The organism is Janthinobacterium sp. FT14W (assembly GCF_009208755.1).
In the GTDB taxonomy this organism is placed as follows: domain Bacteria; phylum Pseudomonadota; class Gammaproteobacteria; order Burkholderiales; family Burkholderiaceae_D; genus Janthinobacterium; species Janthinobacterium violaceinigrum.
Map to the genome: position 1 here is coordinate 14,621 of NZ_WFLL01000059.1, position 14,527 is coordinate 29,147.

Genomic DNA, 14,527 nt, shown 5'->3' on the forward strand with positions numbered 1-14,527 from the left:
AAGGCGGGGAGGCGGCGCGCGGCCAGGTGGCGGCCGCGCGGCAGGGGCGGGCTCAGGCGCCGGGCGGCAATTCGCCCAGCTGGTGCTTGGTGGCGTAGGCGTACAGTTCCAGGCGGTTGTACACGCCCAGCTTGCGGTAGATCGAGGTCAGGTGATTGCGCAAGGTGTGTTCGGAGATGAACAGCTGGTCCGCCAGCAGCTTGGCCGGCGTGCCGCTGCCGTGCACCAGCGCGGCGATGATCTTTCTCTCCTTGAGGGTCAGGCTGGCGACGGCGACGGCTTGCGCCGAACCGCCGCCGGGCTGGGTCAGCTGCGTCAGCATGCGTCCCAGCATCGCGTGTTCCAGCCACAGCTCGCCGTGATACACTTTTTCGATGGCCTTCAGTACCATCTCCGCGGGCGCGTCCTTGCTGACGATGCCGCGCGCGCCCTTGAGCACCGTCTGGTCCAGGATGGCCTGGTCGTGGCTGGCCGTCAGCACCAGCACGCGCGTGCTGCCGCGCTGCGCCAGCGCGGGCAGGATGGCCAGCGAGCTGATGCCGCCCAGGTCCAGGTCCAGCACGATCACGTCCGGCTGCAGCGCCTTCGCCTGCTCCAGCGCCTCGGCGCCGTCGGACGCCGTGGCCACCACCCGCATGCCCGAGTGCTCGCCGCCGATCAGCCGCTCCAGGCCCCACAGCATGGTCTTGTGATCGTCCACCAGCATGACGCTGATGGTATGGCTGGCCGGCGGCATGGCGCGATTGTCGTTCATATGGGGATCTCGATCTGCACGGAGGTGTTGCCCAGCATGCTGTGCGTGACGCGGGCGTTGCCGCCCAGGGCGGCGGCGCGCTCGGCCAGCGAGTCGGGCAGGAAATCGGGCACGTGCGCGGCGGCGCACTCATTGTCGATGCTGATGTGCAGCGCGCCCTGCACGCAGGTCAGCTTGACGGCGCCGTGGCGCGCCGACGTATGCTTGCGGATATTGCTCATGCCCTCGTTGACGATCTGGAACACCTCGGCCGCCAGGCGGTCGTTGATGTGCAGGTCGCCTTCGATGTGCAGGGCGATGTCGATGCCATAGAATTCGCGGATCTGCGTGGCCTGGCGGCGCAGCGCCACCAGCAGTTCCGGCTCGCTTTGCACCTGGCCGTTCTTGAACGTGCGCGCGTAGCTGCGCAGGTCGGCAATCACCTGGCCCGACATGATGATCAGTTTCTCCAGTTCCGGCAGCAGCGGGTTGCCCGGCGTGGCTTCGTTGCGCAGGGCGGCCAGGCCGTGGCGCAGGCCGATATACGGCTGCACGGCCGTGTCATGCAGGTCGCGCGCGATCTTTTCGCGCTCGCGCGAGGCTGCCTGCGAGGCCAGGCGGTCGAGCAGGTCGATGTTTTCAATGACGGGAAACGCCTGCGCGCCTATATGGCTGAGAAACAGGGCGTCCGTCTTGCTCATGCTGGTGGCGGACACGATAAAGATGCGTCCCTTGCCATTGCGCAAGGGCAGCGGCGCGCTGATGAAGGCATGCGCTTCGAGCAGCTCGGCCAGGTGGGCTCCTGCCGCCTCGTCATGCCGCAGCCAGCGCCCGCTGTCGGGCTCGAGCATGCGTGCGCCGCCGGTCCACGGCAGCCAGCGTCCCGCGGGCTGGTTGTACAGCGCGATCTTATCGGCTGGAAAAGCGAGCAGGGGGCTGGCCGCCTCGTCGCTGAGGAGCGAACTGGTGTGCACGACGCCCGTTGCCGTCTGAATCACACTGCGCAGCGACCAGACCCGCGTGCCCTTGTCCTGCATGACCAGCAGGCAACTGCGGCCGTTGAAATAACTGCGGGTTTTTTCCAGCACCGAGGTGATGGTCTGGTCGACGCCGAAGCGGGGATTGGACAGCTGGCTGACATCGCGCAGCAGCGCCAGGTGGCTGCGCTGCGTGATGGCCGAGCCGCCCCAGTAGGCGATCATGTAGCCGAGCGCCAGCAGGAAGGTGGTGCGCAGCAGCAGGCGCGACAGTTCCGCATCCGTTTCGCCGAACAGGGCGGTGGCGGCGAACAGGCCGGCCGAAGCCAGCGTGACGCGCGCGCCCTCCTCGAAGCCCCGCTGGAACGACGAGGTCAGGATGGCAAAGAAGAAAAACAGGAAGAATAGATTATTGTGGCTGCTGGTGGAAAACACGATCAGCGCATACCAGGCCACGTCCAGCCAGTACAGCAGGATGTCCTGGGGCAGGCTGAAGCCCAGCAGGGCCAGCACGTAGAGCAACAGGCTGTGCATGGTGTAGGCGGAAAAGATCAGCCAGGTGATCCTGCTCAGTTTGCCGGCGCTTTCGGGATCGATGAACAGGGTCAGCAAAGTGGCGCTCGACAGCAGCAAACGCATGCCGTTCACCATGGTCGTATCCATGCCGGCACCCGGCAAGCCGGATTTGAGGGGAGGATCGAGGTTCACAAGCGCTCCTGGCCATGTCCCGCATGGGGGGCCATGCGCTGGGATAGATACCACAGATAAATTCTTGTTGTTGTTGCTGCAATCAGTAACGAGTCTACGCACACGCCGTAAAGATGTCTACTGGAATCCTTTGCCGTGCGTTGCTTTTCCTACAGCGGCTGCACCATCACGCGGTTGCGTCCGGCGCGCTTGGCCAGGTACAGGGCGCGGTCGGCCGCGCCGATCAGGGCGGAGATGGCCAGTTGCTGCTGCGGCTGTTGCGTGGCGATGCCGATGCTGACCGTGATGTGCTTGACGTCGTTGCCCGTCTTGGCATGCGGAATGCGCAGGTCGGCCGCCCGCTGGCGGATGGCTTCGGCCATGCTCAGCGCCTGCGCCGCATCCGTGTCGGGCAGGATGGCGGCAAATTCCTCGCCGCCATAGCGGGCCAGCAGGTCGGTGGGGCGCTGCAGCATGGCGGCCAGTTCGGCCGCCACGCGGATCAGGCAGTCATCGCCCTGCTGGTGGCCATAGTGGTCGTTGTAATCCTTGAAATGGTCGATGTCGATCATCAGCAGCGACAAGGGGCTGCCCGTGCGCATGGCGCGCCGCATTTCCTTTTCGATCGCCACGTCGAAGTGGCGGCGGTTAGCGATGCCCGTCAAGCCGTCGGCAAAGGTTTGCGAACGCAACACCATGGTCTGTTCGCGCAGCAGCTTTTCGCGTCCCACGGCGATGGTGACGTCATTGATCTGGATCAGGCAATGGCGCGGCGAAGCAGGTAAATTGATCGGTGTGACGGCGACGGCCTGCTGCATGCGTTCCTGGCCTTCTGCCGCGCCACTGCCGGCGCCATGCGTGTACAGGGCGAACGGCGCCTTGTGCAGGGTTTGCGACAGCAGCGACTGGAAATTGTCGCGCAGGGCCTGGGTGATGGCCGAATCGATGCGCTTGTGCCGCAGCTCCGGATAGACGGTGAAGAAATCCTGGCCCAGCACGGCGTCGGCCGGGCACGCCGAGTGGCGCGCCATCCAGTTGTTCCACAGCACGATGCGGTGCTGCTCATCGAGCACGATGGCGCCCAGGTTGACGGCACCGAGTATGCTTTCGAGCAGGGCGAGTCGATGTAATGCATCCGGCATGATCGTCACGCCTGTCCCAGGACCTTGGCCAGGTAGCGGCTGACTTGCTGCTTCAGGTCGTGCAAGGCGGACAGGTCGAGCACGAACGCCACATAGCCGTGGATCTGGTGCTTGGACAGCACGAAGTCGATATGCAGCATCAGCACGACGGCCTCGTCATCCTGGCCGCCGAACGAGGACAGGATTTCCGCGCTGGTGCCCACGTGGTACAGGGGCAGCGAGCCATGCAGTTCGCTGTCGAACAGGTTGGCCAGGGTTCCTACGCAGGAATTGAGGATGATGTTGCCGATCTCGCTCATCGCTTCCTGTTCCATCTCCGTCAGTTCCTGCAGCGGCATGGCATCGCCCACCATCAGGCGCACGATTTCCAGGCTCTTGTCTTCCGGGAACATCAAGATGGCTTCGGTGGCGAAGGCGCCATCGTAATGCTGGCTGACGCCGCAGATGCGCTCGCCATCTTTCTTGCTGCCCAGCAGGGCGGCCGCATCGGCACGGTTCAGGAACGTGATGGAAGGCACCGACATGGTGACTTCTTCATTCACGATCTCGCTCATCGCGGCGGCCGCATGGCCCACCCCGATGTTGAATATCTCTACCAGGGCATCGTTTTCGAGTTCGGAGAGATTGACCATGCTCACAGTCCCAGTGACTCGATCAGCTGGTGGATGCGGGTTTCCGTGATCGGTTTTTCCATGAAGCCCACGCCCAGTTCGCTGGCGCGCTGGCGGATGGCGTTTTGCACATTCGCCGTGACGAGCACGATGTGCGTTTGCGGGCACAGCGCGCGCAATTGTTCCGCCGCCGCCATGCCGCCCATGCCGGGCATGTTGACATCCAGTAATATCAGCACAGGGGTGGCTGCCTTGACTTTTTCCAGGGCTTCCTCGCCTGTCGCCGCCTCAATGACCTGCCAGTCGGCATGTTTGCTGAGGATGAACTGATGCGACATCAAACGTGAAACCCGGCTGTCATCGACAACAAGTACCTGTTTACTGTGATTCATTTGCTATTCCTGAAACGTCATATCGGTCAATCGTGCCATTTTCGCATATTTTAGAGGGCATAGAGAGTAATTGGCTGCGGAATTGCTCTGAGGCAAATTTTTCCCACTCCACTGTTGTATCAAATCGAATGCTCGGTCATGATGGCCGGTTGGGCGGGCTGGCAATCCGTTAAAATAGCGCCATTCCTTACTTTAGCTTGAATGCCATGACCCAAGACGAATTGAAGCAAGCCGTAGCCCGCGCCGCCCTAGCCTATGTGGTGGAGGGTGAAATCATCGGTGTCGGCACCGGTTCCACCGCCAATTTTTTCATCGATGAACTGGCCAAGATCAAGGACCGCATCAAGGGCACGGTAGCCTCGTCCGAGGCGACGGCCGCGCGCCTGGCAGGCCATGGCATTCCCGTCTTCGACCTGAACGATGTCGCATCGATCGCCGTCTACATCGACGGCGCCGATGAAATCACGGCCAGCGGCGCCATGATCAAGGGCGGCGGCGCGGCATTGACGCGTGAAAAGATCGTGGCTTCCGTATCGAAACAGTTTGTCTGCATCGCCGACGGCTCCAAGCTGGTAAGCACCCTGGGTGCCTTCCCGCTGCCGGTGGAAGTGGTGCCGATGGCGCGCGCCGCCGTCTCGCGCCAGCTGGCCGCGCTGGGCGGCACGCCCCGCCTGCGTCTGAAGGCGGGCAGCACGGAAGCGTTCATTACCGACAACGGCGGCGAGATCATCGACGTGCTGGGCTTGCAGATCGCCGATCCGGTGGCGCTGGAACAGCAGATCAACCAGATCGTCGGCGTCATCGCCGTGGGCCTGTTCGCCGTGCGCGGCGCCAATGTTTGCCTGCTGGGCATGCCGGAAGGCGTGCGTACCCTGGCGTACTGAGGTGATCGCCGGCGTTTGCCGGCGTAGACGTGTTTTAAACGGCGGCCCCTTGCGGGCCGCTTGTCATTTGCGCCTGGCGGTACACGGCCACGGTGCGCAGCAGGCCGCCGAGGAAGATGCCGCTGAAGCAGCCGTAGGCGAGGCAGACGGGTACCATGAAGCCGCTCGCCTGGGCATAGGCGGGGACGATGGCCAGGGTCACGGCCACGGCATATTTCATGCAGAAAATGCTCATCATCAAGACCAAGGGCACCCAGCTGCCGGGGCGCCGCACGCTGCCCCGCTCGGGTATGGCGACGATCTTGCGCGGATCGGCCAAGGTCCATGCCAGTGCCGCGCCGGCCAGGGCGCCGGCCGCCCAGGCGAACGGGGCCATGCCGGCCAAGCCGAAACTGCCATGCACGCCGCTCAGGGACAGGGCCAGCATGACCAGGGGGATGATGCACAGCTTGCGCAAGGTCACTTCGCGGGCGCGGCTGGCCAGCACGCCGCGGTACACGAGAAAGCCCAGGATGGCCCAGACGTAGAGGGGAGTGTGGCTGAAGATTTGCTGCAACATGGTGTCCGCCTTGGTGTGAGGTTGTCGATGGACGTACTGTGCCAGCGGGCGGCGCCGGCGGCGAGGCGCGTGCGACGAAACGGGAAAGGTCTGCCGTGAAACAGCGTCAGGCGGCGTGAAACGGGAAGGGACGAGGCGGGAAACTGCCCGCGGCGCGGCGGCCACGGGCGGGAGTCGTGAAAAACTTACTCGGTTGGGGGCACGTAGCCCATGGCCGCATCGGCGCCATCGCCGAAGAAATGCTTTTCCATCTGCGTGGCCAGGTATTTGCGGGCGCGCGCGTCGGCCAGGTTCAAACGGTTTTCATTCACCAGCATGGTCTGGTGCTTGAGCCAGGCAGCCCAGGCTTCCTTCGACACCGATTCGTAAATTTTCTTGCCCAGTTCGCCCGGGTACGGCGGGAAGTCCAGTCCTTCGGCTTCCTTGTTGAGTTTGATGCAGTGGATCGTGCGGGCCATCTGTGCTCCTGAATCAGTGTAGAGATAAAGCGTGATTATAAGGCACTTTGCGCCAGCCCTCGCGGGGCCGTCGCGGCCCGGCGACAGGCCGTTTGCCGCGCCCTTGCGCTGGATCAAATTTGATCTGTGCCGTCCTAGCTAGTAAGATGCCTTATCGCGCCAGCCGCTGGCAGCGCCTCGTCCAACCCAGTAGTAGCAATTAACCAAGATGGAATCCCTATGACCTCAGTGAAAGTCCATGGCATCGATGTCAGCAATACAGGCAGTTTTGCGCTGTTTGGCGGCATCAACGTGCTCGAATCGCGCGATCTTGCCATGCGCGCCTGCGAAGAATATGTGCGCGTGACGCAAAAACTGGGCATTCCCTATGTGTTCAAGGCCAGTTTCGACAAGGCCAACCGTTCATCGATCCACTCCTACCGCGGTCCGGGCCTGGAAGAAGGCATGCGCATCTTCCAGGACGTGAAAGCGGCGTTCGGCGTGCCCGTGATTACCGACGTGCATGAGCCATGGCAGGCCCAGCAAGTGGCCGAAGTGGTGGATGTGCTGCAATTGCCCGCCTTCCTGGCGCGCCAGACGGACCTCGTCGTGGCCCTGGCGAAAACCGGTAAAGTCATCAACATCAAGAAGCCGCAGTTCCTCAGCCCTGGCCAGATGGCCAATATCGTCGAGAAATTCAAGGAAGCGGGCAACGATCAACTGATCCTGTGCGACCGCGGCACCTGCCTCGGCTACGACAACCTGGTGGTCGACATGCTGGGCTTTGGCGTCATGAAAAAGACGTGCGACGACCTGCCTATCATCTTCGATGTCACGCATGCGCTGCAGCAACGCGACCCCGGCGGCGCCGCCTCGGGCGGCCGCCGCCAGCAAGTGGCGGACCTGGCCCGCGCCGGCCTGGCCGTCGGCATCGCCGGCCTGTTCCTGGAAGCCCACCCTGACCCCGACAACGCCCGCTGCGACGGCCCCAGCGCCTTGCCGCTGGACCAGCTGGAACCGTTCCTGGCGCAATTGAAGGCGCTCGACGACCTGGTCAAATCGTTTACCCCGCTGAACATCAAGTAATGATGTTTCAGTAAAGAAAAAGCCCGGCATGCCGGGCTTTTTTTAGTATTGAACAAAATGGCCAGGGCCAGGCGCGTTGCCGAAGGCAGTACGAATGTACGGCGAGGCAATGCAACAACGCCATGGCCATTTTGTCGAAAGCGCTACAAGGTTTTAATTAACACTTGGGATTTGCGCTGCCAGTTATACATATGCTGGCGGTCCTTCGGCAAATCATCGACGGTGGCCGGCACGAAGCCCCGTTTCTTGAACCAGTGCGAGGTGCGCGTGGTCAGCACGAACAGCTTGTTCAGGCCGGCGGCACGGGCGCGGTTTTCCATGTGTTTCAGGATGCGCTCGCCATCGCCCTGGGCTTGCACTTCCGGATTCACCGTCAAACATGCCATTTCTGCCATCTTTTGCGCGGGGAACGGGTACAGGGCGGCGCAGCCGAAGATCACGCCGTCATGCTCGATGACGGAGAAATAATCGATTTCGCGTTCGATCAGCTCGCGGCCCCGTTTCACCAGCGTGCCGTCCGCTTCCAGCGGTTCGATCAGTTTGATGATGCCGCCCACGTCTTCGATGGTGGCCTGGCGCAGGCTTTCCAGGTTTTCATGGCTGATCATGGTGCCCACGCCATCATGGGTAAACAATTCCAGCAGGGCGGAACCGTCCATCGAGAACGGCACGATGTGCGAGCGCTCGACGCCGTTGTGGCATGCCTTGACGCAATGTTTCAAGTAAAACGCCGTGGCATCGGGCAAGAAGCCCGCCATCAGCACGGCTTCGGCCTGGTGCGACGACAGTTCGCGGATTTCCACGCCCGTGGCGTCTTCCATCATCGGTGTTTCCGTGATGAAAATCAGCTTGTCCGCGTGCAGGGCGATGGCGGCGCTGCACGCCACGTCTTCCATGGTCAGGTTGAATGCCTCGCCCGTGGGCGAGAAGCCCAGCGGCGACAGCAGCACCAGGCCGTCCGAACCGAGGATGGAGTGGATGGTTTCGGCGTCGACCTTGCGCGTGATGCCCGTCAGTTCCAGGTCCACGCCATCGATCACACCCAGCGGGCGCGCCGTGATGAAGTTGCCGGAAATGATACGGATGGCCGCGTGCGACATGGGCGTGTTCGGCAAGCCCTGGCTGAACGCGGCTTCGATATCGAGGCGCAGCTCGCCGGCGGCTTCCTTCGCGCATTCCAGTGCGGCAATATCCGTGATGCGCACGCCATTGTGGAAGCGGCCTTCGACGTTACGCAAGGCCAGTTGTTCCGCCACCTGCGGCCGCGAGCCGTAGACGACGGTGACATTGATGTCCAGCGCATGCAGCAGGGACAAATCATGGGCCAGCACCTGCAGCGCCCCGGCGCTGACGAGTTCACCGGGGAAGGCGACCACGAAGGTCTTGCCGCGAAAGGCGTGGATGTAGGGCGCGACGGAGCGCAGCCATTGGACGAATTGGGTAGGGTTTTCCATTAAGCGCATTATAATTCGCTGCGCGATGTGCGCGCTTAAAATACCTGTAAAAAACAATGTCTTCAGCCAGCAATAAGTCTTCCCCTCTTTCCACCGTTGCAAATGTGCCCGCCAGCGGGGATGTTTCCGCGCCTGCCGCCACGCCTGCGCAGGGCCGCCAGCGCCCGCCCGTGAGCCAGCAACGGCAGCAAGCACCGCGCGCGGAACAGCAGAAACAGCAACAGCAGCAGCGCGCGACGGAGGGCAGGTCGCAGGCTGTGCGCCCACCGCGCGAGGGGCAGGCGCCCCGCAATGAGCCGGCCAGCCGCGAAAGCCGCGAAGCCCGTGACGCGGCCCGCGCCGCGCGCGAAGCCGAGAAAGCCTTCCGCAATCCGCTGCCGCCGATCACGTATCCGGAAGACTTGCCCGTTTCGGGCCGGCGCGAAGAGATCGCCAAGGCCTTGATGGAAAACCAGGTCATCATCGTGTCGGGCGAGACGGGCTCGGGCAAGACGACGCAGCTGCCGAAGATCTGCCTGGAACTGGGACGGGGCCAGAAGGGCCTGATCGGCCACACGCAGCCGCGCCGCATCGCCGCCTCGTCGACGGCCAAGCGCATCGCGCAGGAACTGGGCACGCCCCTGGGCGAAACCGTGGGTTTTAAAGTCCGCTTTGCCGACACGTTGACGAAGGGCGCGTCCGTCAAGCTGATGACTGACGGTATTTTGCTGGCCGAGACGCAGACCGACCCGTTGTTGAAAAATTACGACACCATCATCATCGATGAAGCGCACGAACGCAGCCTGAACATCGACTTCCTGCTCGGCTATCTGAAGCAGCTGCTGCCGCGCCGGCCGGATTTGAAGATCATCATCACGTCGGCCACCATCGATGCGGAACGTTTCGCGCGCCATTTCGGCACGCCGGAAAAACCCGCGCCCGTGATCGAAGTGTCGGGCCGTTTGTACCAGGTGGAGGTGCGCTACCGTCCCGTGGAACGGGAGCAGGTGGCCATGCCGGGCGCCGGCAGCAATGCCGACAAGCCGGGGCAAAGGACCGCTGCCGCGCGCGAAAAGCGCGACCTGATGGATGCCGTCGTCGATGGCGTGGAAGAGCTGTGCCGCATCGGCTCGGGCGACGTGCTGGTGTTCCTGCCGGGCGAGCGCGAAATCCGCGACTGCGCCGAAGCGCTGCGCAAGCACCATCCGCCGCATGTGGAGATCCTGCCCCTGTTCGCCCGCCTGTCGGCCGAGGAGCAGGAGCGCGTCTTCAAGACCAGCAATGCGCGCCGCATCGTGCTGGCCACCAACGTGGCGGAAACCTCGCTGACCGTGCCCGGCATCCGCTACGTGGTCGACGCGGGCCTGGCCCGCGTGAAGCGCTACAGCTACCGCAACAAGGTGGAGCAGCTGCAGGTCGAGCCGATCGCCCAGTCCGCCGCCAACCAGCGCGCCGGACGTTGCGGCCGCGTGGCCGACGGCGTCTGCATCCGCCTGTACGAAGAGCAGGATTACCTGCTGCGGCCGAAATTCACGGAGCCGGAAATCCTGCGCTCCTCGCTGGCAGCCGTCATCTTGCGCATGAAGTCCCTGCACCTGACGGACGTGGAAACGTTCCCCTTCATCGAGCCGCCGCTGGCGCGCGCCGTGGCCGACGGCTACCAGCTGCTGCAGGAACTGGGCGCCGTCGATGAAGTCAATAAACTCACGCCGCTGGGCAACAAGCTGGCCAAGCTGCCGCTGGACCCGCGCGTGGGCCGCATGATCCTCGCCGCGCTGGATAACGCGTGCCTGACGGAAGTGCTGATCGTTGCCTCGGCCTTGTCCGTGCAGGACCCGCGCGACCGGCCGATGGAACACCAGCAGGCGGCCGACGAGGCGCACAAGAAGTTCGCCGATGAAAAGTCGGAATTCCTCAGCTACCTGAAAATCTGGCGCTGGTTCGAATCCGCCATCGAACACAAGAAAACCAACCGCCAGCTGCAGGACAATTGCCGCACGAATTTCCTGTCGCAGATGCGCTTGCGCGAATGGCGCGACGTGCACTCGCAGCTGTTGACCATCGTCAAGGAACAGGGCTGGCGCCTGAACGAAGCACCGGCCACCTACGACAACCTGCACATGGCCTTGCTGACCGGCTTGCTGGGCAATATCGGCTTCAAGGGCGAGGACGAGCCGGGCGCTGGCTACCTGGGCGCGCGCGGCATCAAGTTCCACATCTGGCCCGGTTCCTCGCTGCTGAAAAAGCCGGGCAAGTGGATCATGGCGGCCGAACTGGTCGACACCACGCGCCTGTACGCGCGCTGCGTGGCGCAGATCCAGCCCGAGTGGCTGGAAAAGGTGGGCGTGCACCTGCTGAAGAAATCATGGGGCGAACCGCGCTGGGAAAAGCGCTCGGCACAGGTGACGGCGTCCGAACGGGCGACTTTATATGGCCTGGTGGTGTACAGCCAGCGCCGCATCAATTACGGCAATTTCAACTTGCCGGAAGCGCGCGAAATCTTCATCCGCGATGCGCTCGTGGGCGGCGACTTCGACACGCGCGCGCCGTTCTTTGCGCACAACCATAAGCTGATCAAGGACATCGAAAACCTCGAGCACAAGTCGCGCCGCCTGGACGTGCTGGTGGACGATGAATTGATCGCCGCCTTCTACGACAAGCTGCTGCCGGCGGACGTGTGCAATGGCGCCGGTTTTGAAAAATGGCACAAGGAAGCCACGCGCGACAACACCAAGCTGCTGTACCTGAACCGCGAAGAGCTGATGCGCCACGAGGCGGCCGGCGTGACGACGGACCTGTTCCCGAAAACCATGTCCGTGACGGGCCTTGAAATGGGCCTCACCTACCACTTCGAGCCGGGCAGCGTGCGCGATGGCGTGACCTTGAGCGTACCGCTGTATGCGCTGAACCAGTTGCCGCGCGAGCGCTGCGAATGGCTGGTACCGGGCATGCTGAAGGAAAAAGTGCATTTGCTGCTGAAATCCCTGCCGCAAAAGCTGCGCCGCCACTGCGTGCCGCTGCCCGATTACGCGGCCAAGTTCTGCGAGCGCGTGCATGAAGCGGGCGTGTTTGGCCGTGGCGACCTGGTCGACGCCATCATCGCGGACATCCGCACGCAGATCACGATCAACGTGCTGACGACGGACTTCAAGCCGGAAACCCTGCCTGCCCATCACTTCATGAACTTCAAGGTGATCGACGAGCACGGCCGCCAGCTGGACATGGGCCGCAACCTGGCCACCCTGCAGGCGGAATTCGGCGGCCAGGCGCGCCAGAGTTTCCAGAAACTGGCCGAAGTGTCGGGCGTGTCCGGCACGGGTACGCCGGGTGCCAAGGTGGCGGGCGCGCAAGTGGCGTCGCGGCTGCAGGCGCAGGGCGCCAGCGCGGTGCCAGGCAAGGGCGGTACACCGGCCAAGGGTGCAGCCGCCGCTGCCGCGCCGGCGTCAGGCAATGCCACCGTCTCGCAGCACATGGGTTTGACGGGCTGGACCTTCGGCGAATTGCCGGAGTTGCTCGAAATCGTGCAGGGCAAGCTGACACTGATCGGTTTCCCCGCCCTGGTCGACAAGGGCACGCATTGCGACCTGGAAGTATTTGACGACCCGACCGTGGCTGCCCGTACGCACAGGATCGGTTTGCGCCGCCTGTTCGCGCTGCAAATGAAGGAGCAGATCAAGTACGTCGAGAAAAGCATCCCCGGCTTGCAGCAGATGGGCATGCAATTCATGGCCCTGGGGTCGCAGGAAGAGTTGCGCGAGCAAATCATCAACAAGGCGCTCGACATCGCTTGCCTGCAAGATCCGCTGCCGCTGGACGCCGCCTCGTTTGCCAAGCGCCAGGCGGAGGGCAAGTCGCGCCTGGTGTTGCTGGTCAATGAAATCGCCCGCCTGCTGTCGCAGGTGCTGACGGAATTCCACGGCTTGCCCAAGCGCCTGCAGAATATCCCCGCAGCGGCAGCCGCCGATATCCAGTCGCAGTTGCAGGGACTCGTGCACAAGCGCTTCCTGACGGAAAACGAGTACACGCAACTGGCGCATTTCCCCCGCTATCTGAAGGCGATCAATGTGCGCCTGGAAAAACTGCGCGCCGATCCCGCGCGCGACACCAAGTTGATGGCCGAATGGCAATCGGCTGCCGCGCCATACTTGCGCCAGACCAAGGACCGCCAGGCCGGCAAGAATACGGACCCGAAACTGGTCGATTTCCGCTGGATGCTGGAAGAACTGCGCGTGTCGCTGTTTGCGCAGGAATTGCGCACGCCGATGCCGGTGTCTGCCAAACGTCTGCAGAAGGTATGGGAGTCCATGCAGCGGTGATAGTACCTCTATAAACCTCGCTTAGCTCACTATTGCGTCGGCGTTGCTCACCGTACTTAGAGTACGGTTGCGCTACTTAACGCAATATTGAGCTTGCTCGCTACGGTTTCTAGAGGCACCGTGACACTAACGATGGGCCGCTATAGTCGCTTGTTCGTTAAATTCTGAAGCGTTTTCTGCCGGATTAGCAGAGCCGCCGAGGCGAAGCGCCGCGTACTCTGCGCTACTTAAGACCTTCTCGTCAACTACGCTTATCAATCTTGTCATCGCCGAGCGCCGAACGCGAGCCCAGGTTGCCCTGGCTGCCGCCCGTGCCGGCGCGGCTGCCGCTCATGGAGCCGCCCGACATGCTGGCTTCGCTGCCCGATTGCAGGCTGGCGCCGCCGCGCAGGTCGCTGCCCGGCTGCATGCGGCTGCCCGCCATGGCGCCGCTGCCGTAGCGCGTGCCGCTGCCATAGAAGGCTTCCATCTGCTGGTTCCACGCATCGCCGCCCATGTCGGGCCAGTTGTTCTTGTCGAAGCCGGGCGCGTCTTTCAACTGGTTTTTTTCCACGTTGAGCAGGAAGCGCTTGTTGACGGGGTCCAGAGTCAGGCGTTCCCAGGGCACGGCAAACAGCTTGTCGCCCATGCCCAGGATGCCGCCGAAGGACAGTACGGCATAGGCGATCTGGCCGGTGCGCATGTCGAGCATGATTTCCTTGATGTCGCCCAGTTCCTCGTCGCTGTGATTGTAGACATCGTCGCCGATCAGGGTATCTGCCCCCATCAGGGCCGGCCCCGGGCCGTCGTGGTTGCGGTACATGCCCAAGATGTCGCGGTCCAGATAGCTCATGGTGTTCTCTCCTGTCGTGAAGTGCTGATCGAGCACCCAGATTACGCAGGCACCCAAGGTCGCGCTTGATCTGCCTCAATGGTGTCAGCGGCACTTTTATAAGCGTGCAAACGTACGGTGTTGCCAGCCAAGTGCGGTACTCTATGCATTCTACGGAGGAGGCCGCACATGCTGACGATGCCACGATGCACAGGGATGAACTGGCGGTACGCTCCACAACGCTACGCGCGCCACTTGCCATGGTGAAGCCCGCCACCAAATGGCTGCGCGGGCTATTGCGCGCCGGTACGGCGCAACAGCGCACGGCGGCCCGGCTGGCCAAGGTGCTGTTCGGGCCCGTGCCGGCCAAGCCCAAGGGCCGCAGCAAGGCCGTGGCCAAGGCCGGCGGCAAGACGGCGAAGGCGAGTCCCGCGCCGCGCGCCAGGCCCGCCGGCGACG

General features: G+C 63.1%; 12 protein-coding genes and 1 pseudogene. 4 read left to right on the forward strand and 9 right to left on the reverse strand.

The window, feature by feature from the left end; genetic code table 11:
- Positions 1 to 52: 52 nt before the first annotated feature.
- From GCN74_RS25475 to GCN74_RS25495, 5 genes are all read right to left on the reverse strand, one after another.
- The gene (locus GCN74_RS25475; RefSeq protein WP_226939218.1) at positions 53 to 754 is read right to left on the reverse strand and encodes a response regulator; all 702 of its coding nucleotides are present in this window, start codon (positions 752 to 754) and stop codon (positions 53 to 55) included.
- Positions 751 to 2,418 (reverse strand): sensor histidine kinase, encoded by a 1,668-nt coding sequence (locus GCN74_RS25480; RefSeq protein WP_152259253.1) that lies wholly within the window; start codon positions 2,416 to 2,418, stop codon positions 751 to 753. The genes GCN74_RS25475 and GCN74_RS25480 overlap by 4 nt, the downstream gene beginning before the upstream one ends.
- A 149-nt stretch (positions 2,419 to 2,567) precedes the next feature.
- Positions 2,568 to 3,539: a GGDEF domain-containing protein gene (locus GCN74_RS25485; RefSeq protein ID WP_152259254.1), complete on the reverse strand. Its 972-nt coding sequence runs from the start codon at positions 3,537 to 3,539 to the stop codon at positions 2,568 to 2,570.
- Between the two features lie 5 nt (positions 3,540 to 3,544).
- Positions 3,545 to 4,171 (reverse strand): chemotaxis protein CheC, encoded by a 627-nt coding sequence (locus tag GCN74_RS25490; RefSeq protein WP_034786994.1) that lies wholly within the window; start codon positions 4,169 to 4,171, stop codon positions 3,545 to 3,547.
- 2 nt (positions 4,172 to 4,173) lie between these two features.
- A complete protein-coding gene (locus GCN74_RS25495; protein ID WP_152259255.1) occupies positions 4,174 to 4,542 on the reverse strand; it encodes a response regulator in 369 nt (122 codons plus the stop codon).
- A 206-nt stretch (positions 4,543 to 4,748) separates the two neighbouring features.
- On the opposite strand from GCN74_RS25495, the gene rpiA reads away from it, so the two are divergent.
- Entirely contained in the window at positions 4,749 to 5,426 is a 678-nt protein-coding gene (rpiA, locus tag GCN74_RS25500; protein ID WP_152259256.1) for a ribose-5-phosphate isomerase RpiA, read from the forward strand.
- Between the two features lie 34 nt (positions 5,427 to 5,460).
- Here the strand turns inward: rpiA and GCN74_RS25505 are convergent, their stop codons facing one another.
- Entirely contained in the window at positions 5,461 to 6,150 is a 690-nt protein-coding gene (locus GCN74_RS25505) for a DUF6622 family protein (RefSeq protein ID WP_319633488.1), read from the reverse strand.
- Positions 6,151 to 6,170: 20 nt separating this feature from the next.
- The gene (locus GCN74_RS25510; protein WP_034750797.1) at positions 6,171 to 6,443 is read right to left on the reverse strand and encodes an oxidative damage protection protein; all 273 of its coding nucleotides are present in this window, start codon (positions 6,441 to 6,443) and stop codon (positions 6,171 to 6,173) included.
- A gap of 219 nt (positions 6,444 to 6,662) precedes the next feature.
- Here GCN74_RS25510 and kdsA point away from each other — a divergent pair, with 219 nt between their 5' ends.
- Positions 6,663 to 7,508, forward strand: a complete 846-nt coding sequence (gene kdsA, locus GCN74_RS25515) for a 3-deoxy-8-phosphooctulonate synthase (RefSeq protein ID WP_152259258.1) — start codon at positions 6,663 to 6,665, stop codon at positions 7,506 to 7,508.
- Between the two features lie 143 nt (positions 7,509 to 7,651).
- Here kdsA and argA read toward each other — a convergent pair whose 3' ends face one another.
- Positions 7,652 to 8,962 carry an amino-acid N-acetyltransferase gene (gene argA, locus GCN74_RS25520; protein ID WP_046685875.1) on the reverse strand — a complete coding sequence of 437 codons (1,311 nt, stop codon included), beginning with the start codon at positions 8,960 to 8,962 and terminating at the stop codon, positions 7,652 to 7,654.
- Between the two features lie 56 nt (positions 8,963 to 9,018).
- Between argA and hrpA the strand changes: the two genes are divergently transcribed.
- Positions 9,019 to 13,257 (forward strand): ATP-dependent RNA helicase HrpA, encoded by a 4,239-nt coding sequence (gene hrpA / locus GCN74_RS25525; protein WP_152259259.1) that lies wholly within the window; start codon positions 9,019 to 9,021, stop codon positions 13,255 to 13,257.
- Between the two features lie 241 nt (positions 13,258 to 13,498).
- Here hrpA and GCN74_RS25530 read toward each other — a convergent pair whose 3' ends face one another.
- Positions 13,499 to 14,089, reverse strand: coding sequence for a PRC-barrel domain-containing protein (locus tag GCN74_RS25530; RefSeq protein WP_152259260.1), 591 nt, complete (start codon positions 14,087 to 14,089; stop codon positions 13,499 to 13,501).
- Positions 14,090 to 14,328: 239 nt separating this feature from the next.
- On the opposite strand from GCN74_RS25530, the pseudogene GCN74_RS28970 reads away from it, so the two are divergent.
- Positions 14,329 to 14,527, forward strand: a pseudogene (locus GCN74_RS28970) (PHB depolymerase esterase); the annotation flags it as partial.

Coding starts and splice junctions, on each gene's coding strand:
- GCN74_RS25475 (WP_226939218.1), bottom strand. CDS start 754: ATGAACGACAATCGCGCCATGCCGCCGGCCAGCCATACCATCAGCGTC.
- GCN74_RS25485 (WP_152259254.1), bottom strand. CDS start 3,539: ATGCCGGATGCATTACATCGACTCGCCCTGCTCGAAAGCATACTCGGT.
- GCN74_RS25490 (WP_034786994.1), bottom strand. CDS start 4,171: ATGGTCAATCTCTCCGAACTCGAAAACGATGCCCTGGTAGAGATATTC.
- GCN74_RS25495 (WP_152259255.1), bottom strand. CDS start 4,542: ATGAATCACAGTAAACAGGTACTTGTTGTCGATGACAGCCGGGTTTCA.
- rpiA (WP_152259256.1), top strand. CDS start 4,749: ATGACCCAAGACGAATTGAAGCAAGCCGTAGCCCGCGCCGCCCTAGCC.
- GCN74_RS25510 (WP_034750797.1), bottom strand. CDS start 6,443: ATGGCCCGCACGATCCACTGCATCAAACTCAACAAGGAAGCCGAAGGA.
- kdsA (WP_152259258.1), top strand. CDS start 6,663: ATGACCTCAGTGAAAGTCCATGGCATCGATGTCAGCAATACAGGCAGT.
- argA (WP_046685875.1), bottom strand. CDS start 8,962: ATGGAAAACCCTACCCAATTCGTCCAATGGCTGCGCTCCGTCGCGCCC.
- hrpA (WP_152259259.1), top strand. CDS start 9,019: ATGTCTTCAGCCAGCAATAAGTCTTCCCCTCTTTCCACCGTTGCAAAT.
- GCN74_RS25530 (WP_152259260.1), bottom strand. CDS start 14,089: ATGAGCTATCTGGACCGCGACATCTTGGGCATGTACCGCAACCACGAC.